Source organism: Arthrobacter woluwensis (assembly GCF_030816155.1).
Taxonomy (GTDB): Bacteria; Actinomycetota; Actinomycetes; order Actinomycetales; family Micrococcaceae; genus Arthrobacter_E; species Arthrobacter_E woluwensis_A.
Genome location: NZ_JAUSXR010000001.1, coordinates 1,120,891 through 1,142,424 on the forward strand (window position 1 = coordinate 1,120,891; position 21,534 = coordinate 1,142,424).

The window sequence follows — 21,534 nt, forward strand, 5'->3', positions numbered from 1 at the left end:
GCGCAAGGAAGCGACACGATGATCAGCCTGGCCCACGTGCAGACCACTCTGGGCGCGCGCCTGACCACCCTCGATGGCAGGCCGCCGGCGGCACGCACCGTCTCCGGCGTGCACATCTCGGAACTCGACGATCCCACGCCGTATCTCGAAGGCGGGGAACTGCTGCTGACCACCGGCATCCCGTTCCGCGGACCGGCTCACCGGACGCACGAGTACGTGGCACGGCTCGCGCGCCACGGAGTCTCCGCTCTCGGCCTGGGACTCGGGGCGGGTCTCAATGAGGTTCCGGGGACGCTCGTCGAAGCCTGCCGAGACCACGGGGTGGAGCTCCTGATCGTCCCGGATGGCGTGCCGTTCATGGATGTCTCCCGCGTGTACTGGGACCTCGTGGCGCGCCTCGGCCAGTCCGATCTGGTGGCGAGCCTGGGCACACAGACCGCTCTGGCACGCGCCGCCGCCCGACCGGACGCCCTCGCGTCCGTGGTCCGCGCGCTGGCGCAGGCGCTCGGCGGCTGGGCCGCCTATCTACCGGCGGAGGAGGCACCATCCACCGTCTGGCCCGACAGCACGCGGCCTCTCCTGCCGCAGCTGAAGCAGGAGACGGCGCGGCTGAACCTGCGAGGACTCCGGTCCGCTGCCACCTTCCAGGTGCACGGCGCCGACGTGGTGGCACACCCGGTCCTCGTCGGCCAGCGGATCGCGGGCGTGCTGGCCATCGGAGCGGGCCGCACGCTGACCCGTGCCGACCGACAGGTCATCCAGACGGTCTGCGTGCTGCTCTCCCTCAAGGCACAGCAGGACGAGGAGGCGGACCGTCGCACGAGTCTGCTCCATGCGGCGGTGGCCCGCCTGCTCATCGGAGGCCATCTCGAGGCCGCCCGGCTCCTGGCGGGGGATATCGGGGTCGCCCTGCCTGCGGGCCGGATCCGCGTGCTCCTCCTGGACGGTCTGCCGGAGGGTGCGACGGACCGGGAACTTGCTGCCGTGCTTGGGACGCTGGACGGCGGACTGTCGATCGAGGCGGGAGCGCTGCGGCTGCGCTGCACGGAAGGCGAGGTGGAGATCTGCCTGCTCGACGACGACGCCGCGCGGCACCCGGCCGACCGGTCGCCGGGGGAGAGGCCCGGCGTCGTCGTGCGGGCGGTGCTGAGCGCGCCGCTTACGCCGGCTCAGGTGCCCGGACGGCTCGAACCGCTCCGGGAGGTTCTGACGCAGGCCGCTCCCGGAGCGCTGACCCGGCCCCCGGTGAGTCCGCTCGACCCTCGTGCCGCGGGGTGGGTCGAGACGCTGCGTGCCCAGGAGCGGGGCGATCTGCTCGCCACGGTCCAGTGCTATCTCCGGAACCGCGGCCAGTGGGAGCCGGCGGCGCGGGAACTGGGCATCCACCGGAACTCCCTGCGGCACCGTATCGGGATCGCGCAGCGGCTCCTGCAGGCAGAGCTGGATGACCCGGACGTGGCGGCGAATCTCTGGCTTGCGCTCAGAGCCTCCTGACGCAGGGCCGCCTGAGTTCAGGCGTCCTGGGCCGTCCCGGATCCCAGCCACTCCCGCAACTGCTCCGAATGCTCGCCCAGCCGCGGCGGCGCCTGGGTGGGTGCGGGGAAGGCCGGGGTCCAGGTGATCGGGTGCCGGACCTGCCGTCCCACGGTGGCGCCTGACGCGTCCTGGACCTCGATGGTGGGGTGGAGTCCCAGTTCTTCGGCGTAGGAGATCCCCTCGTCGATCCCGGACACCCGTCCCGCGGGGATGCCCGCCGCGGTGAAGGACTGTTGCCAGCCGGCCGCGGTGTCCGTGGCCAGAGCGGCTTCCAAGTGCCGGGTGAGTTCCTGCCGGTGGGCCACCCGGGACGAGTTGGTGGCGAAGCGGTCATCCGCGGCCAGAGCGTCCAGCCCGAGCAGTGAGGCGAGCCGGGCGAACTGCGTGTCGTTGCCGCACGCCACCGCGAGCGGGCCGTCGGCGCAGTTCAGGAGCTGGTACGGAGCGATGGACGGGTGATCGTTCCCCATCCGCCCGGGGACCACGCCGGCGCCGAGATACGCCTGGGCCTGATTGGCGAGCGCGCCCTGGAGGCTGGACAGCAGGTTCACCTCGAGGTGAGCGCCGCGGCCGTCACGGTGCCGTGCGGTGAGAGCCGCCAGGATGCCCAGGGTCGCGTCCTTCGCCGTCAAAACGTCCACGAGCGCGACACCCGCCTTCATGGCCGGGCCGTCCTGCTCGCCCGTGATGCTCATGAGGCCGCCGAGGGCCTGGACGACGAAGTCATAGCCCATGAGTCCTGCGCCGCCCGCGCTGCCGAATCCTGAGATGGAGGCGTAGATGAGGCCGGGATTCTCTGCGGAGAGTTCTTCGTATCCGAGCCCGAGCCGGGCCATGCCGCCCGGCTTGAAATTCTCCACCAGCACATCGGCGCGGCGGGCCAGCTCGCGGGCGAGCCGCAGGTCGCCGGCGTCGCCCAGGTCAAGGCAGAGGGATTGCTTGTTCCGGTTCACGCTCTCGAAATAGGTGGAACCGGTAGCGGAGAAGGGGGGTCCCCAGCTGCGGGTGTCGTCCCCGGTGCCGGGGCGTTCGACCTTGATGACGGTGGCGCCCAGATCGGCGAGGGTCATGGTGGCCAGGGGGCCGGCCAGGACGCGGGAGAAGTCGGCCACGAGCAGGCCGTCCAGCGGCAGTGATCCGGTCTGTTCAGTCATGGAAACCGTCCTCTCGAGGCATCATCCGGGGTGGAGCGAGGTCTGGAACACACCCTAAGGAAGGCCGTGCTGGGTCCGCAGTGGGCGGAAGCGACGGTCGCTGGACGGATCATCCAGTGTTTCGGTCATGTGACAGTTCCAAAAAATTTTTGAACGTCATTCATAAATACTCTTCCCTTCGAGATGATGGGCGACTATCGTCTCGGTGTGGCGTAGAACACATTTCGCCTCGTGGCCGGAGCTTCTCCCGGCAGAACTCCCGGACCGGTCCGCCGGTCCGGCCGAACTTTCCGGTCACTCCGGGCTGCTCCCGCAAGGGGCAGCCCGCCTCCCCACAAGAAAGTCTCCCCAAGATGTCCCAGAACACTCCTCGCCTCAGGCGAACGCTCGGCCTCTGGTCAATCGTCGGCCTCGGCGTCGGCTACATGACGCTCACCACGGTCTTCGACACCTTCGGGATCGTGTCCGAAGAGACCAACGGCGTCGTGCCGACCGCCTATCTGGTCGCCCTCATCGCCCTGCTCTTCACGGCCATCAGCTATGGCCGCATGACGCGGGTCTTCCCTTCCTCCGGTTCCGCGTTCACCTATACCTCGGAGACCATCCACCCGAATGTCGGGTTCCTGGTCGGCTGGACGTCCCTCATGGACTACCTGCTCCTGCCCCTGGTGAACGCGCTGATCGTCCGGACGTACCTGACCTCCCTCTTCCCGGATGTGCCGGAATGGATCTGGGTGGTGCTGTACGTCGCCATGATCACCCTGCTGAACCTCTGGAGCATGACCAGCACCTCCCGCATCAACGGCCTTCTGGTGGTGTTCTCCACGGTGCTGATCGTGGTGTTCCTGGTGCTGGCCTGGAATGCTCTGCAGAACGGCGCGGGCACCGGCACCCCGTTCACGACGCAACCGTTCTTCCACGACGGCGTGGACACGAGTTCCGTGATCGCCGGTGCCACCGTGGTGTGCTTCTCCTTCATCGGCTTCGACGCCATCACGATGTACTCCGAAGAGGCCAAGGACGCCAACACGGTGCCACGGGCCATCGTGATCGCGCTGCTCATCGGTGGCCTGGTGTTCTTCGTGGCCGCCTGGTTCAGCCAGGCGACGTTCCCCACGGTGGAAGGATTCGAGAACACCGATGAGTCGCTCCTGCCCCAGATGGCGCTGAAGGTGGGCGGTCAGTTCTTCCAGATCCTCTTCACCGCCGCATCGTTCGCAGCCGCCGTCGCGTCCAGCCTGTCCTCCCACGCCTCCGTGTCCCGCATGATCTATGTGATGGGCCGTAACGGCAAGGGTGCGGTGTCCCGCTTCTTCTCCTTCATCCACCCGAAGACGCACACGCCGTTCAACGCCATCCTGTTCGTCGGCGCCGTGTCGCTGCTGGCCATCCCGCTGTCCCTGGACTTCGTGGCCTCCATGATCAACTTCGGCGCCCTGATCGCGTTCACGTTCGTGAACGTGACGGTGGTGGTGTACTTCGTGTTCATCAAGAAGGACCGGAAGGGGTCGAAGGCGATTCTCCGCAACATGGTCCTCCCGGTCATCGGCATGATCCTGACCGGTGTGCTCTGGTACTTCCTGTCCGACGAGGCGCGGTTGTACGGCGCCATCTGGCTCGGCGCGGGCTTCCTGGTCCTTCTGGTCATCACGCGGGTATTCCGTCGTCCGCTCAGTGTCCGCATGGAGGACGAGGAGATCGCCGAAGTCACGGGTGAGGAGCTCGGTCGGGCGGCTCGCTGACGTCATCTTGTGACACCGGCCGGTTCCCTCCGAGGGTGCCGGAGCGACTGCCGGGGCATGCTGCAGAGCGTGCCCCGGCAGTCGTGTGTCCGGCGTCGGGCGTCCGCGGAGTGGCGCGGCTCACGGCCCTCCCGTCGCCTAGAATGGAAGGGATTGTGCCGGGCGGAGTCCCGGGGAAAAACCAAAGAGGCGAAGAGATCGACTGCGTGCGGCGCTGGTCGGCTCGCACAAGGAGGAATCCACCATGGCAGAGCACGACGGCGGCCGGCGAAGCGGCCGGAATTTCGGCCCCCAGGGCAACCGCAAGCCTTTCGGCGACCGCAATTCCCGGGACGGCGAGCGTCGCGGCGGCTTCGGCGACCGCAAGCCCTACGGTGACCGTCCCCAGCGCGACGGCGATCGCCCGCAGCGTGATGGTGAGCGTCGTCCGTATGGCGACCGTAAGCCCTTCGGTGACCGGCCGCAGCGTGATGGTGAGCGTCGTCCGTATGGTGACCGACCGCAGCGCGAGGGCTATGGCCCGCGCCGTGATGATCGTCGCGACGACCGTGGTTCGTTCGGTGAGCGCCGCTCCTTCGGCGATCGCCCCCAGCGTGATGGTGAGCGTCGTCCGTATGGTGACCGCAAGCCGTACGGTGACCGTCCGCAGCGCGACGGCGACCGTCCCCAGCGCGATGGTGAGCGTCGCCCGTATGGTGACCGCAAGCCGTTCGGCGATCGTCCGCAGCGTGACGGTGAGCGTCGCTGGGAAGACCGCGGTGAGCGCCGCTCCTTCGGTGACCGCCCGCAGCGTGATGGTGAGCGCCGTTCTTATGGTGACCGCCCGCAGCGTGATGGTGAGCGCCGTTCTTATGGTGACCGTCCGCAGCGTGATGGTGAGCGCCGTTCTTATGGTGACCGTCCGCAGCGTGAAGGTGAGCGCCGTCCCTATGGCGACCGCAAGCCCTTCGGTGACCGTCCGCAGCGCGATGGTGAGCGCCGCCCGTATGGCGACCGCAAGCCCTTCGGTGACCGCCCCCAGCGCGAGGGCTACGGGCGTGACCGCGATGACCGCCGTCGTGATGACCGCGGGGGAGAGCGCCGCTGGGAGGACCGCGGCGGCAGCCGCCGCGACGATGACCGTCGCTCCTTCTCGCGCCGCGACGACGCCGGCAACGGTCCTCGCGACTCGTACGGCCGCTCGATCAACCCGGCCGATCTGCGGTCGGCCAACCGCCCGGACCGCGAGCGTTCCCCGGAGATCGACGAGGACGTCACCGGTCGCGAGCTGGACCGCGGCACCCTCGGCGAGCTCCGCTCCCTCGAAAGCCGCAACGGCATGTTCGTTGCCCAGCACCTGGTGATGGCCGGTCGCTACCTGGAGGAGGACGCCGAGCTGGCCTACCAGCACGCGCTCGCCGCGAGCCGCCGCGCCGGCCGTCTGGCGTCCGTCCGCGAGGCTGTCGCAGTCACCGCCTACACCGCCGGCCACTACGCCGAGGCACTCAGCGAATTCCGGACCTTCCGCCGCATCTCCGGCTCCAATGTGCACCTTCCGCTCATGGCCGATTCCGAGCGTGGCCTAGGCCGTCCGGACAAGGCGCTGGAACTGGCCCGCAGCGAGGACGCCCAGGACCTGGACGCTCCGGGCAAGGTCGAGCTCGCGATCGTCGCCTCGGGCGCACAGGCCGACAAGGGCGACTTCGCCGCCGCCCTGGCCGAGCTGGAGATCCCGCAGTTGGACATCAACCGGGCCTTCTCCTACAGCCCGCGCCTGTTCCGCGCCTACGCCGACGCTCTCGTCGCCGCGGGCCGCGAGGACGAGGCCGCACGCTGGGCCCGCCAGGCGCTGGTCGCCGAGGAGGCGCTCGGCGTCGGTCAGTTCGCGGAGCCCGAGATCTTCGATCTGGTGGGCGACGACGAGGAAGAGGAGCGCCGTCACGCCTCCTCCGAGGAGAGCGACGCGGACTCCGAGGACGAGGCTGACTCCGAGGACGAGACGGAGGCCGGCTCCGAGGACGATGACGCAGCCTCGGACGATGAGACGGACGATGAGACCGAGGTCTTCGTCGACGAGGCTGACGGCCTGGTGGAGCAGCCCGCGCCCGCGGACATCTCCGATGATTCCGCCGAGGAGCCGGACAGCGGTTCCGAGGGCGAGTCCCAGGACCGCTGAGCATGACCCTGCCGAGTTCCCCCGTGCTGATCGACCGCTTTGACGCGATCCTCTCGGACCTGGATGGTGTGGTGTACGCCGGACCGTCCGCGATTCCGGGCGCCGTGGAAGCGCTGTCCGGTCTCGCGGATCGGGGAGTGGGGCTGGCGTATGTGACCAACAACGCCTCCCGCTCCCCGGAGCGGGTCGCTGAGCACCTGCGGGAGCTCGGCGCTCCGGCCACGGCGGAACAGGTCGTCACCTCTCCGCAGGCGGCCGCGAGGCTCCTGGCGGAACGTCTGGCGCCGGGCTCCCGGGTCCTCATCACGGGCAGCACGGCGCTCGCCGCGGAGGTCTCGGCCGCGGGTCTCGAACCGGTCTGGAAGGCCACGGATGACCCTCACGCCGTGGTCCAGGGCTTCGACCCCGGGCTCGGCTGGAAGGACCTCGCCGAGGCCTCCTACGCCGTCGCCACGGGGATCCTCTGGGTCGCGACCAACACGGACCTTTCCATCCCGCAGGCCCGCGGCATCGCTCCCGGAAACGGAACCCTGGTCGCCGCCGTGCAGGCCGCGACAGGAGTGACGCCGGTCGTGGCGGGCAAGCCGGAGGTCCCGCTGTTCCACGCGGCCGCAGCCCGGCTGTCGTCCTCGCGGCCCGCCGTCGTCGGCGACCGACTCGACACGGACATCCTGGGCGGCAACCGCGCCGGCTTCGCCACGATCCAGGTGCTGACCGGGGTCAACACGGCGCGGGACGCGCTGAACGCGCTCACCCTGGAGCGTCCCACCCACTTGATCGCGGAGCTGGGCGCGCTGTACCGCCCCTATCCCGAGACGGTGCACGACGACGGCGCGCGGCGCGTCGGCGAGGCGTCCGCCGTCGTGGAGGGGGACCGGGTGGTCGTCACTGCGGAGGAGGACTCGCTGGACGGTTGGCGTGCCGCTTGTGCCGCCTGGTGGTCCGCCGTGCCCGAGACGGAGACCGCCACGGCCCCCGAGGTGGTCTGGCGGAATCGCTGAGACGCCGGGCCTGTGAGGGCCTTGCGACACGCCCCCTGAACCGTGTCCTCGTTACGATGGGGACTGATGGATGCCGAGGAGACCACCGTGGATGAGCACGCCGATGACGGGATGAGCGCCGACGGGATGGGCCCTGTGCAGGACCCTGCCGTGGCCCAGGTGCTGTCGACCCTGGAAGAACTGGAGAACGCCCCCTTGGAGGAGCACCCCGCCGGGCTGGACCGCATCCACGATGCGCTCAGTTCGCTGCTGGACGGCCCCCTGGTGCCCGGGATCCAGCCGCGATGACCCGTCTCGACCAGGAACTCACACGCCGCGGGCTCGCGCGCTCCCGCACCGAGGCGGCGCGGCTCATCGCGGCGGGACTCGTCAGCAGCGCCGGGCAGTTGCTCCGCAAAGCGTCCGTGAGCGTGACGGAGGAGACGGAGCTGCTGGTCGCGGAGAGCGGCATCACGGAATTCGTCTCCCGTGCGGGCCACAAGCTGCGAGGCGCCCTGGATGCCTTCCCTGAGGTCTCGGCCACCGGCAAGAGGTGCCTGGACGCCGGCGCCTCGACCGGCGGGTTCACGGACGTCCTCCTCCGGGCGGGCGCCCGGGAGGTGGCCGCCGTCGACGTCGGACATGATCAGTTGGTCGAGGAACTGCGGCAGGATCCGCGGGTTCACGTCTTCGAGGGCATGAACGTGCGGTATCTCCAGGCCGCCGACATCGGGGGAGAGGCCTCCCTGACCGTCGCCGATCTGTCCTTCATCTCCCTGACCCTCGTCATGAAGCCCCTCGCCGCATGCACCTCGCCGGGCGGTGAACTGGTGCTCATGGTCAAGCCGCAGTTCGAGGTGGGCCGGGAGCGTCTGTCCCGCACGGGCGTGGTGAACAGCACGGAACAGCGCTGCGAAGCCGTGGGCCGGGTGGCGCAGAGCGCCGTCGACGCCGGGCTGGTGCTCCGAGGGCTGGCCGAAAGCCCCCTGCCGGGTCAGGACGGGAACCACGAGTATTTCCTGTGGCTGGCGCGCCCGGACCGACCGGATGCTGTGCCTGCCGGAAGCGACGTGCCTAAGATCGTCCCAGGTGATGTCACCGATCCGGCGAGGCCCGGAATCACGGTGGCGGAACTCCTCACGACCATCTGGCCGGCGCACCAGGCCGGGCCGAAACACTAGGAGCGGGTATGAGCCGGCGGATCCTCGTCTTCGCCCACACGGGACGCGAAGAGTCCCTGAAGGCTGCCCGCGAAGCGTGCCTGGAGCTGACGTCGAGCGGCCTGATCCCGGTCATGAATCCTGCGGAGCGTCAGGACATGGAGGATTACTTCGGAGACCGTGACACGCCCACGGAGATCCTGGGGCAGGACTGCGATCTGGACGGGATCGAGCTCGGCATGGTCCTGGGCGGTGACGGCACCATCCTGCGCGCCGCCGAGATGGTGCGGGAGATCAACATCCCGTTGCTCGGCGTCAACCTGGGCCACGTGGGCTTCCTGGCGGAAAGCGAGCGGGCGGACCTGAAGGACACCGTCCGGTGGATCGCGCGCAAGGACTACGTGGTCGAGGAACGGATGACCATCGACGTGCAGGTCTGGGTCAAAGGCCGGCGTATCTGGCACACCTGGGCGCTGAACGAGGTGTCGCTGGAGAAGGGCAACCGGGAGCGGATGCTCGAAGTCGTGATGGAGGTGGATGAGCGTCCGCTGACCTCCTTCGGCTGTGACGGCGTCGTCATGGCGACCCCCACGGGCTCCACGGCCTACGCGTTCTCCGCGGGCGGCCCGGTGGTCTGGCCCGAGGTGGAGGCGCTCCTCATGGTTCCCATCAGCGCACACGCGCTCTTCGCGAAGCCCCTCGTGGTGTCACCGCGGTCGCGTCTGGCGGTGGAGGTGCTGACCCGCACCGACGCCCATGGCGTCATCTGGTGCGACGGCCGGCGATCACTCGACCTGCCGCCCGGGTCCCGGATCGAGGTCACCCGTTCGGACACGCCCGTCCGTCTGGCGCGCACGCACCAGACCCCGTTCTCCGCACGACTGGTGAGCAAGTTCGAACTGCCCACCAGCGGTTGGCGCGGCCCTATGCACCAGGTCCACTCGGCGCCCACGGGACAGGTGCCGATGGTCGATCAGTCCGTCCTCGACCGTCCCGTCCCCGGTGGACAGGACGAACCACAGAACAGCACCCCGGTGCCCAGCCCGAAACACCTGTGAACCGTGCTGAGAGGCCGGCCGTGCAGGGGAGACGAGACGAAAGCACAGCATGATTGAAGAAATCCGCATCAGGGACCTCGGTGTCATCACGGAGGCGAGGCTCCCGCTGGGCCCCGGGCTCAGCGTGGTGACCGGCGAGACCGGCGCCGGCAAGACCATGGTGGTCACCGCCGTCGGGCTGCTGCTCGGCGCCAGGGCAGACGCCGGAGCGGTGCGGGTGGGCGCCAAAGCGGCCAGTGTCGAGGCCACGGCGCTGCTGCCGGAAGGTCACGCTGCTCTGGAACGGGCGGAGGAGGCCGGCGCTGAGGTCGAGACCAGCGATCAGGGCGCCGAACTGCTCTTGGCGCGCAGCGTCAGCATGGAAGGCCGGTCGCGTGCTTACCTGGGCGGGCGCTCCGCCCCGGTGGGGGCTCTCGCCGAAGTGGGGGAGCGGCTGCTGGTGATCCACGGCCAGACGGACCAGATCCGGCTGAAGAGCTCCACCGCGCAACGCGAAGCACTCGACAAGTTCGGTGGCCCGGCGCTCGGGAAAGCCCTGACCGCCTATCAGGAGTGCTACCACGCGTATCGCGCGGCCGAGAAGGAACTGGCCGAGCTGCAGGCGGCGGAGCGGGAACGGCTGCGCGAGGCGGAGTCGCTGGACGCCGCCCTCACCGAGATCGACGCCGTCGCCCCCGAACCGGGGGAGGACGAGCGGCTCAAGGCCGAGTCGGTCAAGCTCGCCCACGTGGAGCAGTTGCGAATCGCGGCGGGAACCGCGCAGGGCGTCCTCAGCGGCGACGACTACTCCGAAGCCGGGGACGCGCTGCAGCTGCTCACCGCCGCGCAGCGGACCCTGGAACAGGTGTCCCAGCACGACGCCACGCTGGAAGCCCTCGCGTCACGTGTCGCCGAGTCCGCCGTCGTGCTGGAGGACATCGCCTCCGAACTCGCGCATTACTCCGCCGGCCTCGAGACCGAAGGCCCGGAACACCTGGCGGCACTGGAAGCGCGGCGCGCCGAGCTGTCCAAGCTGGTGCGGAAGTACGCCCCCAGCATTGACGAGGTCCTGGAGTGGGCCGAGACGTCCCGGGTGCGGCTGGAGGAGCTCCAGGGCGACACCGAACGCATCGAGGGACTGCAGGCCCAGGTGGAGAGCCGGCGCGCCGAGCTGGCTCGACTGGCGGCCGAGCTCCACGAGCTGCGCGTCCGGGCCGCCGGTGAGCTCGCGGAACGGGTCAGTGCGGAACTCGCCGCGCTGGCCATGCGGGACGCCCGCCTGCACGTCCAGGTCGAGGAGGCGCCCGAACCGGGCCCCCACGGCCAGGACCAGATCGCGATCCTTCTGCAGCCCCACGCCGGGGCTCCGGCGCGGCCCGTCGGCAAGGGAGCGTCCGGCGGCGAGCTCTCCCGGGTGATGCTGGCGATCGAAGTGGTGCTCGCGGAAGTCGACCCGGTGCCCACCTTCGTCTTCGACGAGGTGGACGCCGGGGTGGGCGGCCGTGCCGCCGTCGAGATCGGACGGAGGCTGGCGATGCTCGCCCGTCACGTCCAGGTGTTGGTGGTGACGCATCTGCCTCAGGTGGCCGCGTTCGCAAACCAGCATGTGCGGGTCATCAAGAACAGTGTCCGGGGCGCCGACGGCGGCCTGGACAGCGGCTTCACCTCGAGCGATGTGGAAGTGCTCGACGATGACGCCCGTGTGGTGGAACTGGCCCGCATGCTCGCGGGCCAGGAGGAATCCGAATCCGCGCGTGCTCACGCGCAGGAACTTCTGGACGATGCGCGGCAGTTCACAGCATCGACCATGGCCTGAGAAAGACAAAGGGTGATAGGGCTTGAACTCCGTGGTGCAGCGATCCAATTCCCGTGTAAATTCCCGCTTCCAGGACTCCGGCAAGATCACCAAACAGATCTTCGTGACCGGCGGCGTGGCTTCCTCCCTCGGCAAGGGCCTGACTGCTTCAAGTCTGGGCCACCTTCTCCGGGCTCGTGGCCTTTCGGTCACCATGCAGAAGCTCGATCCCTATCTGAATGTCGATCCTGGAACGATGAACCCGTTCCAGCACGGCGAAGTCTTCGTCACGGACGACGGCGCCGAGACCGATCTGGACATCGGTCACTACGAGCGCTTCCTGGATGAGAATCTGGACGGCTCCGCCAACGTGACCACCGGCCAGGTGTACTCCACCGTCATCGCCAAGGAACGCCGCGGCGAATACCTCGGTGACACGGTGCAGGTCATCCCGCACATCACGGACGAGATCAAGCGCCGTATGCGCCTGCCCGCCGAACCGACGGCCGGACACGAGGTCCCTGACGTCATCATCACCGAGATCGGCGGCACCGTCGGTGACATCGAATCCCAGCCGTTCCTCGAGGCCGCACGCCAGGTGCGCCAGGATGTGGGACGAGGCAACGTCTTCTTCCTGCACGTCTCCCTGGTCCCGTACATCGGCCCGTCCCAGGAACTGAAGACCAAGCCGACGCAGCACTCCGTAGCGGCTCTGCGCTCCATCGGCATCCAGCCCGAGGCGATCGTGATCCGCTCCGACCGTGAGGTGCCGGAAGCCATGCGCGAGAAGATCGGCCGCATGTGCGATGTGGACAGCGACGCCGTCGTGAACGCGGCCGACGCCCCGAGCATCTACGACATCCCCAAGACCCTGCACGCCCAGGGCCTGGACTCCTACATCGTGCGTGCCCTGGATCTGCCGTTCAAGGACGTGGACTGGAGCAAGTGGGACAAGCTGCTCGAAGCCGTCCACAACCCGCGCCACGAGGTCGAGATCGCCCTGGTGGGCAAGTACATCGACCTGCCGGACGCCTACCTGTCCGTGACCGAGGCGCTGCGTGCCGGTGGCTTCGCCAACAACGCCAAGGTCAAGATCCGCTGGGTCCCCTCGGACACCTGCGAGACCGAGGCCGGCGCCAAGGCCGCACTGGCCGGCGTCGACGCCATCTGCGTTCCGGGTGGTTTCGGCATCCGCGGGCTGGAAGGCAAGCTCGGCGCGCTCAAGTTCGCCCGTGAGTCCGGTCTGCCGGCTCTGGGTCTGTGCCTGGGCCTGCAGTGCATGGTCATCGAGTACGCCCGCAATGTGGTCGGGCTGGAAGGCGCGTCCTCCTCGGAGTTCGAGCCGGATTCCAAGTACCCGGTCATCGCCACGATGGAAGAGCAGATCGACATCGTGGACGGCAAGGGCGACCTCGGCGGCACCATGCGCCTGGGCCTCTACCCGGCCGTGCTGACCGAAGGCTCCGTGGTCGCGGAGACCTACGGCGCCACCGAGGTGGGGGAGCGTCACCGTCACCGCTACGAGGTGAACAACAAGTTCCGTCCGCAGATCGCCGACGCCGGCCTGGTGTTCTCCGGCACGTCCCCCGACGGCAAGCTCGTGGAGTTCGTCGAGCTTCCGCGGGACGTCCACCCGTACTACGTGGCCACCCAGGCTCACCCGGAGCTGAGCTCCCGTCCGACCCGTCCTCACCCGCTCTTCGCGGGTCTGGTGCAGGCCGCTCTGGTCCACTCCGGCGCGCTGGAGACCGCCGCCAAGTAGGGCGGCCATCTCAGCAGGGTTTCCGCATGAAGGGTGGGTGGCCCGGTCACACGACCGGGCCACCCACCCTTCGTCACGTCCGGATTCGGCACTTGTTAATCCAACGACTGGAATATTAGGCTGGGCCCATGAGTCAGCCTCACGTTCCCGCAGCCCGGCCCACGATCCCCGCCGGGCGTGATCTCACCCTGGACCTCGCCCGGGTGGCCTGTGTCTTGGTGGTCGTCTTCGTGCACCTCGTCCTGGTGGGGGTGGGGCGCAACCCGGACGGCTCGCCCCTCCTCGACAGCCCGGTGACGGGATTGCGGTGGGTGGCCCCGGTCTCCTGGGTGGCAGAGATCATGCCCCTGTTCTTCGTGGTCGGCGGATTCGCCGCCCGGACGGGATGGGAATCCGCGCAGGCCCGGGGCGAGAGCCCAGGCCGCTTCGTCCGGTCCCGGCTGGCGCGACTGGCCCGTCCTGCGCTCCCGCTCTACTGTTTCCTCGCCGCCGCACTTCTGGTGGTCAAGGTGATCGGTCTGGATCCGGCGCTCGTGAGCGCGGTGGAGGTCCCCGTCGGCTCGGTGCTGTGGTTCCTCGGGGCCTATCTCCTGGTGCAGTCGCTGGCCCCGTGGATGATCCGCTGGCACAAGCGTGCCCCCTGGCTCACCCTGATCGTGCTTCTTGCGGCGGCGCTGGTGGTCGACATCATCCGCCTGGTGGTCGGCATCTGGGCGCTCGGCCTCGGCAAGATCGATCTCAACGGTTACGGCACGGGGGACGAGCTGTTCGGCATCCCCAATGTCGCCTTCGTGTGGCTGTTCGCTCAGCAGATCGGATTCTGCCTCAAGGACGGCTGGTTCTCCCGTCTCAGCTGGTGGCAGCTGCTCGGCGTGGTCGCGCTCGGCTTCCTCGTCATCGGCGCCCTGGTGGGTTTCGGCTCGTACTCCACGAGCATGCTGAGCAATCAGTGGCCGCCCACCACGCCGATCGCGATCCTGGCGCCCATTCAGGCCGCGCTCTTCACCCTGCTGCGCCGACCGCTCACCGCTCTCATGCGCCTGCGATGGCTGCAGGCCGTGGTGTTCGCCGCGGGTTCCCGGCTCATGACGATCTACCTCTGGCACGTCACGGCGATCGTCGTCCTCACCGGGATCCAGCTTCTTCTGCCGCTGCCCATGCCGGCCCCGGGTTCCACCGCCTGGTGGCTGACCCGCCCGCTTCTCCTGGTGGCCGTCTTCGCCGTGGTCTGGGTGATCTCCCTCGGGACCTCACGGCTTGAGCGCCCGGTGCCGGAGCCTGCCGGCAGCCGTGTCAGTCCTGCGGCGACCGTCGCCGCCGTCGTGCTCTTCGTCCTGCCGTCGATCGGCATCTCCGCCTACGGACTGGACCTGCCGCTCGCCATCGGCGCTGTGCTGTGCACGGCGGCATCGCTTCTGCTCATCGTCCCGCGGGGGAGTGCGGAGGCTTCCCAGCCGACGACGGCGGGCAGCGTCGCCGCCTGAGCCGGCCGGCGAGGTGCCCGCTGGGCCCGGCTGAGGACTTCCCCCGTTCAATCACCGACGCCGGGCGTCGGCGCGGCTATTGTCGATAGTGGGGATGCGCCACTCGCCGTCCCCGGTGAGCGAAGGAGAAGCATGACCCAGTCACCCGGCGCTGAACAGCACGGACAGCCCGACGGAACCCCTGGCGCCCCGCTGGCCGACGCCGTCCACACCCGCCCCCTCGCGGAGCGGAAGACGGTGTTCTCGGGCCGGATCTGGGACGTCGTCTCGGACACCTTCTCCCTCACCGACGGCGGGCCGACCATGGTGCGCGATTACGTCGATCACACCGGCGCCGTGGCGATCATCCCGGTCGATGAGAAGGGCCGGATCCTGCTCCTGAAGCAGTACCGTCATCCCGTGGGCATGGACCTCTGGGAGGTGCCCGCCGGCCTGCTGGACGTCGAGGATGAACCGCCCCTGGACGCCGCCGCCCGCGAGCTGGCCGAGGAAGCGGACCTCCGCGCCGCTGAATGGCACGTGCTCGTGGACTTCTTCAACTCCCCGGGAGGCTCGTCCGAGGCTCTGCGGGTGTTCGTGGCCACCGGCCTCAGCCCGGTGCCCGAGCAGGACCGCCATGTGCGCACCGACGAGGAATCCGAGTTCGAATACGCCTGGGTCTCCCTGGAGGAGGCGGTCTCCGCGATCCTGGCGGGGGACATCCACAATGTTTCCACGGTGGTCGGAGTGCTGGCGCTGCAGGCTGCTGTGTCCAGGAGCGGAGGCGAGCTGACAGGAGCGGCGCTGCGTCAGGCCGGGCTCCGTCCCGCCGAGGCGTCCTGGACCGCGCATCCCCACTTCCGGTGAGCGCCCCGAGCGCCGGCACTGAGACGTCGGCAGGCACTGGAGAAGCCGCGAAACCGGCGACGCCGCCGACCGCCGTCGAGCGCGCCATCCGGCAGTACCTCCAGCATCTTTCCGTGGAGCGGGGCTTGGCGCGTAACACCCTGCAGTCCTATGAGCGCGACCTCAACCGCTACGCCCGGTTCCTGGCCGCCGAAGGGCTCCGCGAGCCGCAGGACATCGAGCGCGGCCACGTGAGCGCTTTCGCCCAGGCCCTGCACGACGGCGCGGACGGCGGCACGGCGCTGGGCGTCAGGTCGGCGGCGCGGACCATCGTCGCGGTCCGGGGCCTGCACAAATTCTGGGCTCTCGAGGGGCTCACCGTGAACGATCCCGCCCATGAGGTCCGCCCGCCTATGCCGGGCAAACGGCTGCCGAAGGCGATCCCGTTCTCGGAGGTCGAGCGCATCCTGGAAGCCGCCGTTACCGACACTCCGGCAGGTCTCCGGGATGCGGCTCTGCTGGAGTTCCTGTACTCCACCGGCGCCCGGATCAGCGAGGCGGTCGGACTGGATGTGGACGATCTGGCGCTCGCCGGTGAGGAATCCGACGGTCCCGCTCTGGTGCGACTCTTCGGGAAAGGCTCGAAGGAGCGGGTCGTGCCGCTGGGCAGTTATGCGGCCCGCGCGCTCGAGGCGTACCTGGTGCGCGGACGGCCCGTTCTCGCGGCGAAAGGCAAGGGCACTCCCGCCTTGTTCCTGAATGTGCGGGGGAGCAGGATCAGCAGGCAGAGCGCCTGGGCGATCCTGAAGGCCGCCGCGGAACGCGCCGGGATCGAGCGCGACATCTCGCCCCACACGCTCCGGCACTCCTTCGCCACCCACCTGCTGGAGGGTGGCGCGGACGTGCGCGTGGTCCAGGAACTTCTCGGACACGCGTCCGTCACCACCACGCAGATCTACACCCTGGTCACCGCCGACACCTTGCGTGAGGTGTACGCGGCGGCACACCCCCGGGCACTCGGCTGACACGCGGCCGGGCTCCGCGGGCGTTCCGCAGGGAGTCGCTCAGTCCCCGGAGGCCGTGTCCTCGTCCATGACGAGGACCAGTTTGCCCGTGGTGCGGTCCGTCTCACCGGCCTCGTGGGCCCTTGCTGCCTCCGCGAGCGGGAACGTGCCGGCGATCGTGGCTTTCAGCGAGCCGTCGGCCGCCAGATCGGCGATCGCCTGCATGCCCGCGTGATCGGCCTCCACCAGGATCAGCTTCACGCGGACGCCGAGACGCTCGGCCTCCGCGCGCAGACCCTTCGCAGGTCGCGGCAGCGTCGAGACGAGGATTCCGCCGGGCCGCAGCGTGCGCAGGGACCGCAGCTGGTAGTCGCCGCCGATCGTGTCGAGGGCGATGTCCACGTCACGGACCGCCTCGGCGAAGTCGGTCTCGCGGTAATCGATGGTCTCGTCGGTGCCCAGCCCGCGGAGGAACTCATGCTTCGGAGCGCTTGCCGTGCCGATCACGTACGCGCCGCGCGCCTTCGCAATCTGGACGGCCAGGTGCCCGACGCCTCCGGCCGCGGCATGGATCAGCACCCTGTCGCCGGGCGCGACGCCGGCGGTGTCGACGAGCGCCTGCCACGCCGTGAGCGCGGCGAGGGGGAGTGCGCCCGCCTGCACATGGTCGATCGTTGCGGGCTTGCGCACGAACGCGCGAGTGGGACCGACGACGTACTCGGCGTGGGACCCGACGCCGTGCGGGTAGGGCAGCATGCCGAAGACCTCATCACCGGGCTCGAAGAGCGTGGACCCGAGCCCCACCGCCTCGACGACGCCGGAGACGTCCCAGCCGAGCGGCACCGACGGCTCCGGGAACCAGGACTGGCCCGCACGGTGCTTCCAGTCGGTCGGGTTGATCCCCGCGGCATGGACCCGCACCAGGATCTCGCTGATGCCCGGCTTGGGGCGGGGGAGGGTGACCTCGTGGATCTCCTCGGGCCCGCCGAACCGGTTCTGGCCGGCGGCCTTCATCATCGCGGTGTTCTGGTCGTCAGGTGCGCTGACGCTCATGTCCTCCACCCTGGCACCCGCGGACGGTGAGGACAAGGCATCCCGCAAGCGGCGTGCCGCACACCGTTGCGGGGTGTGTGCAGCGTGGCAGGGAACAGTCTCCGCGAGGCTACCGGCCGGCGTCGTAGTGGCTGGAGACCTGGGCGGCGGTCAGCGCGGTGGTGTAGACGGCGGCGTACTGGATCGACCCGGTGAAGTAGGACGGTCCGTTGTAGCCGGTCCCGTCGCCGTTGGCCCAGCCGGCGAGGGTCCCGCAGCCGACCTTCCAGTACCCGTTGTAGGCCTCTCCGGTGGTGACGGCGGTGTTCGATCCGACGAGCACGCCGTCCACATAGAGCCGCATGCCGGCTGAGGAGAGCACCGCGACCGTATGGTGCCAGGCGCCGTCCGCATAGCTCTTGCCCGCTGCCGTGGACAGCGTCCGCACCGCGTTGGGGTACACCCCGAAGACGATCCGGCCGGTGTTGTCCAGGTAGAGGTGGCGGTCGTTGTTGGCGTCGGTGCTGCTGTTGGTGGCGGTGCCGAATCCGATGATCTTGCCGTTGCTCGTGGAGGTGGTCCGGAACCAGGCCTCCAGGGAGAAGGTGTTCGGGCCCGTGTTGAGCCCGGGGATCGACAGACACTGGTTGCCGGCGAAGGAAGCCGAGACGGCCGGGGTGTCCCGCGCGCAGCCGATGGACGCCGTCGTCGTGGGAGTGATCAGGTACGTGGCCGTGCGGCCGGTGCCGGAGAAGTCGCTCTCGCTCCGCGCCGCACCCGCCGCCAGGGCGTACGCCCCGTAGGTCGAGGCGGCGCCGAGGCTCGACTCCGCCTGCTTGCAGGTGAAGAAGGTCCGCGTGCCGGAGGTGACGGCGCTGTTCTGCACGCTGGCGACGAAGGCCCCGTGAGTGCTCAGGGAATTCACCAGCGCGACGGCGAGGGCGGTGAGTGCCGCGATGACCGCGAGGAGGATCACCCCACGACGGCGCGTGCGGGAGTCCTGGGTGTCCTCGTCCCCTTCCGGCGTGTCCCCGGCCGTGGCGGGACGGACCAGAAGGGCGGCCAGGAGAGGGACGAGACAGACGACGATCACGAGCGCCTGCTGCCACCACTCAAGAGCGGGCAGAGGATTGATGACGTAGTGACCCGACGCGTTCGTAGTCGTCACCTGGGTGACGGCGTCCTGCCCGCTGCTGAGCCGCTGCGAGCCGGCGCTCATGGGGAAGAGCCCGGTGTTGACCACGTGCATGAGGACTCCGTCGCGGGAGTCGGCGGGGCGGTACCCGAGCATCTGCATATTGGTCCACGGGCGGAGCCACAGGGAGATGGCCGCGACCACGAGCGAGCCGCCGCCGAGCCGCACACTCTGCTTCCAGACGGGGTTGTCCCGGCGGGTGCGCGCGAGCACCTCGACGATCAGTCCACCGATGAGCAGCCAGGGGAGGGCACTCACGGCCCAGCCGAGACCGCGGCTGCTCCAGACGACGGAGCCCACGACGTCGTCGGTGGGCACACGCCAGCCGTCGACCGCGCCGTTCAGATCGCCTTTCGTGGTCAGCCGCTGGGGCGTCTCGGCGATGATCCGGTGCGTGTAGACGCGGTTCTCCACGCGGAACGTCGCGATCTCGCCGACGTCGTACGCCGGTTGCGGATGAACGACCACCAGGGAGCCGACGGGCAGCGTGGTGCCCATGCTGGGCGTGGTGACGGCGAAGACGCGGTACCCGCTCAGGAGGAACACGGCGACGCCGACGACCAACAGAATCCCGGCCCCCACCCCCCAGAGGGCGAGAGCCGGGCGCCTGCGAACCAGGATGCTCAAGGGACAGACCTCAGGAGGAGAACGTCCAGGTCAGCGGCTGGCTCAGCTGCAGGCCGGAGTAGGTGTTGCCCGTGGCCGCGGGGACCGTCACGGCGAACGTGAAGGGGACCGTGGTGCCGGCCGGAACCGAGGAGGCGGCCGTCTTGGCCAGGATGTCCACCGGTGCGTTGAAAGCGGCCAGGGTGCCGCTGTAGATCGTGCTGGAGCCGGAGGTCACCACGAGGGTCACCTTGGAGCACAGATCCGTGGCCGTGCCGTTGACCGGGCCGTTGTTGCTCTGCGCGCAGGCGGCGGGGCTGAGGTTGAAGGCCGACGCCGGGACGGTGCCGGTGTTTTTGATGGTGATCTGAGTCGAGACGGTCTGACCGGGCACCATGGCCAGGTTTCCGCCGTACTTGTTGATCGTGGCGCAGGTCGCCGTGTTGGTCGAGATCGAGCCGCCGTCCGTGCTGTTGCACAGGATGGTGCCGGTCTGGTTCGCCTCCTGCATCGACAGGCTGCCGAGCCCGGCGGTGTCGGTGCTGTTGGTGATCGAGGCGGTGAACGCGGCCAGGGTCGGCGACATGCTGAGTGCCAGCGCGACCGAGCCGACGGCGCCGGCGATCACGATGGGCAGATTGCGGCGCAGACGGCTCTTGCGGGCAGGGGTGATCGAATCAGACTTCAAGGTTTCCTCCAAGAAACGGGCGGCATTCCGTGCGGCCCTTCATGAACCCGCGGTGCGCTGCGGCGGTGTCGCCCGGCACGGCAAAAGTTCTCAAAATACTCGTGTGAACTATAAGGGCATGTCAGGTATTTCTGCCAATCATCAAAGGTGTCCTAACATTGCGGGCGGATCCGACAAGATGTTGCATGGAATACCGAAAATTGTTTGTTATCCGATTTATTCGGACGAGCGCTTGCAGGACGAGGCGCGAACGGCCTTTTCTGTCATCCCATCCTGCTGCCGTCGAGGGTATTCGGGAGGGCGCTCGCGACGTAACCGTCGAGGTCACCGGCCTTTCTGCGAGAGATGTCGTTCCGGGGAGTATTTTGTCCTCATGAACGAGAAACCCGGAGTCGTTCCGTGCCTGCTGATTCCGGCGGAGATCGCCGAGGAACGCCGTGCCGACGGGTGGACGAGCGATTTTTGAGCCACGCAGGGACTGGATCATGGGGAAATTGAAGTGGCGGGTTCTGTTCCCGTGGCGCGGGAACTCGAGGGCGCGTCGTCGTGTCGAATTGATGACAGATTTGTCGCAGCTGAATCGACTTTTAGACGACTGTGATGTGCGGCACTGGCCTTCCTGGGCGTCCCAGGGTCTCGTCCTTCTGGAAAGCGATGAACCCCGGGGCCTGTCGCACATCAGAAGGGCTTATGGCGGCATGGGCAGCCTCAATGACGTCATCCTCTCGGTCCGGAATGGCCATCGGCTCGCCGTTGAGGACGAAAAGGCGGTGAACGACCAATTCAGGGCACTCTGCTCCTTGGTCTATGACCACACCGTCTGGTTGCAGGAGGATCTCGAGGGGATGCGGCTCCGGTGAACCGTCAGCGGCGTGTGGTGCTCCCGCGCTCGTCTTCCGACGGGTGGTCGGATGTTTCGTCGACATAGCCCGTCTGACGTTTCCATGCCGCGGGAGGTTCGAAGCCGTCATCCCACGGCATCGGCCGGTAAGAGCAGCATTCCGGCCGGCCCGGCCCGGGCCATGGCTCTCCGAACGACCGTCGACAGGCGCACACCTGTGGCGTATTAGGGTTCCGTATCACCCGGAATCGGGGAGGGCGCAGCCGCGCGGCGTAATCCAGCGTCGCTCCTGGCAAGACGCCCCGCGCCCGTGGGGACACGAGGAGCCACGCCCCAGGGCAGCCGTAACGCTCTGCTCCGGTGACTCCGGGGGACTCCTGGTCCACCACGCTGAACGCATAGACCGACCCGCTGCACCCGCCGTCTTCGGCGTCGATCATGACGGCGCCGCCGAGTGCCGTGATCTGCTCGATCGCTGCCGGAGTCACCGTGAACGGCGGGAAAGTGGTGTTCGTCATGAGGGAAGTTCTACCTGCCG

At 68.8% G+C, this 21,534-nt stretch carries 19 protein-coding genes; 13 read left to right on the forward strand and 6 right to left on the reverse strand.

The features are described from left to right. The first annotated feature begins 18 nt into the window (after positions 1-18). Positions 19-1,494 (forward strand): PucR family transcriptional regulator, encoded by a 1,476-nt coding sequence (locus QFZ52_RS05015; RefSeq protein WP_307496522.1) that lies wholly within the window; start codon positions 19-21, stop codon positions 1,492-1,494. Positions 1,495-1,511: 17 nt separating this feature from the next. Here the strand turns inward: QFZ52_RS05015 and QFZ52_RS05020 are convergent, their stop codons facing one another. Next, positions 1,512-2,690: a CaiB/BaiF CoA transferase family protein gene (locus QFZ52_RS05020; protein ID WP_307496523.1), complete on the reverse strand. Its 1,179-nt coding sequence runs from the start codon at positions 2,688-2,690 to the stop codon at positions 1,512-1,514. Positions 2,691-3,043: 353 nt separating this feature from the next. On the opposite strand from QFZ52_RS05020, the gene QFZ52_RS05025 reads away from it, so the two are divergent. Then, positions 3,044-4,432: an APC family permease gene (locus QFZ52_RS05025; protein ID WP_307496524.1), complete on the forward strand. Its 1,389-nt coding sequence runs from the start codon at positions 3,044-3,046 to the stop codon at positions 4,430-4,432. Here the strand turns inward: QFZ52_RS05025 and QFZ52_RS05030 are convergent. Beyond that, a complete protein-coding gene (locus QFZ52_RS05030; RefSeq protein WP_307496526.1) occupies positions 4,398-5,768 on the reverse strand; it encodes a hypothetical protein in 1,371 nt (456 codons plus the stop codon). The genes QFZ52_RS05025 and QFZ52_RS05030 overlap by 35 nt on opposite strands. Here QFZ52_RS05030 and QFZ52_RS05035 point away from each other — a divergent pair. The 10 genes from QFZ52_RS05035 (at position 5,751) to xerD (ending at position 16,655) form a co-directional block, all read left to right on the forward strand. Further along, positions 5,751-6,587 (forward strand): hypothetical protein, encoded by an 837-nt coding sequence (locus tag QFZ52_RS05035; RefSeq protein ID WP_307496527.1) that lies wholly within the window; start codon positions 5,751-5,753, stop codon positions 6,585-6,587. The genes QFZ52_RS05030 and QFZ52_RS05035 overlap by 18 nt on opposite strands. Before the next feature lie 2 nt (positions 6,588-6,589). After that, positions 6,590-7,588 (forward strand): HAD-IIA family hydrolase, encoded by a 999-nt coding sequence (locus tag QFZ52_RS05040; RefSeq protein ID WP_307496528.1) that lies wholly within the window; start codon positions 6,590-6,592, stop codon positions 7,586-7,588. A 66-nt stretch (positions 7,589-7,654) separates the two neighbouring features. Further along, the gene (locus tag QFZ52_RS05045) at positions 7,655-7,876 is read left to right on the forward strand and encodes a hypothetical protein (RefSeq protein ID WP_307496530.1); all 222 of its coding nucleotides are present in this window, start codon (positions 7,655-7,657) and stop codon (positions 7,874-7,876) included. After that, on the forward strand, positions 7,873-8,748 hold the full coding sequence (locus QFZ52_RS05050; RefSeq protein WP_307496531.1) for a TlyA family RNA methyltransferase: 876 nt from the start codon (positions 7,873-7,875) through the stop codon (positions 8,746-8,748). Before QFZ52_RS05045 ends, QFZ52_RS05050 begins: the two co-directional genes overlap by 4 nt. Positions 8,749-8,756: 8 nt before the next feature. Next, complete coding sequence (locus QFZ52_RS05055) at positions 8,757-9,785, forward strand: NAD kinase (protein WP_307496532.1); 1,029 nt, start codon at positions 8,757-8,759, stop codon at positions 9,783-9,785. Positions 9,786-9,834: 49 nt separating this feature from the next. Further along, positions 9,835-11,580 (forward strand): DNA repair protein RecN, encoded by a 1,746-nt coding sequence (recN, locus tag QFZ52_RS05060; RefSeq protein ID WP_307496533.1) that lies wholly within the window; start codon positions 9,835-9,837, stop codon positions 11,578-11,580. A gap of 31 nt (positions 11,581-11,611) precedes the next feature. After that, positions 11,612-13,321 (forward strand): CTP synthase, encoded by a 1,710-nt coding sequence (locus QFZ52_RS05065; RefSeq protein ID WP_307498666.1) that lies wholly within the window; start codon positions 11,612-11,614, stop codon positions 13,319-13,321. Between the two features lie 128 nt (positions 13,322-13,449). Continuing rightward, the gene (locus QFZ52_RS05070; RefSeq protein WP_307496534.1) at positions 13,450-14,805 is read left to right on the forward strand and encodes an acyltransferase family protein; all 1,356 of its coding nucleotides are present in this window, start codon (positions 13,450-13,452) and stop codon (positions 14,803-14,805) included. Positions 14,806-14,937: 132 nt separating this feature from the next. Continuing rightward, on the forward strand, positions 14,938-15,651 hold the full coding sequence (locus QFZ52_RS05075; RefSeq protein ID WP_307496535.1) for an NUDIX domain-containing protein: 714 nt from the start codon (positions 14,938-14,940) through the stop codon (positions 15,649-15,651). Then, complete coding sequence (xerD, locus tag QFZ52_RS05080) at positions 15,648-16,655, forward strand: site-specific tyrosine recombinase XerD (RefSeq protein ID WP_373425627.1); 1,008 nt, start codon at positions 15,648-15,650, stop codon at positions 16,653-16,655. The genes QFZ52_RS05075 and xerD overlap by 4 nt, the downstream gene beginning before the upstream one ends. Positions 16,656-16,694: 39 nt before the next feature. On the opposite strand, the gene QFZ52_RS05085 is transcribed toward xerD, so the two are convergent. From QFZ52_RS05085 to QFZ52_RS05095, 3 genes are all read right to left on the reverse strand, one after another. Next, positions 16,695-17,687, reverse strand: coding sequence for an NADP-dependent oxidoreductase (locus tag QFZ52_RS05085; RefSeq protein ID WP_307496536.1), 993 nt, complete (start codon positions 17,685-17,687; stop codon positions 16,695-16,697). A gap of 109 nt (positions 17,688-17,796) precedes the next feature. Next, a complete protein-coding gene (locus QFZ52_RS05090; RefSeq protein WP_307496537.1) occupies positions 17,797-19,488 on the reverse strand; it encodes a LamG-like jellyroll fold domain-containing protein in 1,692 nt (563 codons plus the stop codon). A gap of 10 nt (positions 19,489-19,498) precedes the next feature. After that, positions 19,499-20,155: a hypothetical protein gene (locus QFZ52_RS05095; RefSeq protein ID WP_307496538.1), complete on the reverse strand. Its 657-nt coding sequence runs from the start codon at positions 20,153-20,155 to the stop codon at positions 19,499-19,501. Between the two features lie 485 nt (positions 20,156-20,640). Between QFZ52_RS05095 and QFZ52_RS05100 the strand changes: the two genes are divergently transcribed. Continuing rightward, positions 20,641-21,015, forward strand: a complete 375-nt coding sequence (locus tag QFZ52_RS05100; protein WP_307496539.1) for a DUF6966 domain-containing protein — start codon at positions 20,641-20,643, stop codon at positions 21,013-21,015. Between the two features lie 4 nt (positions 21,016-21,019). On the opposite strand, the gene QFZ52_RS05105 is transcribed toward QFZ52_RS05100, so the two are convergent. Continuing rightward, a complete protein-coding gene (locus tag QFZ52_RS05105; protein WP_307496540.1) occupies positions 21,020-21,514 on the reverse strand; it encodes a HesB/IscA family protein in 495 nt (164 codons plus the stop codon). Between the last annotated feature and the right edge of the window lie 20 nt (positions 21,515-21,534).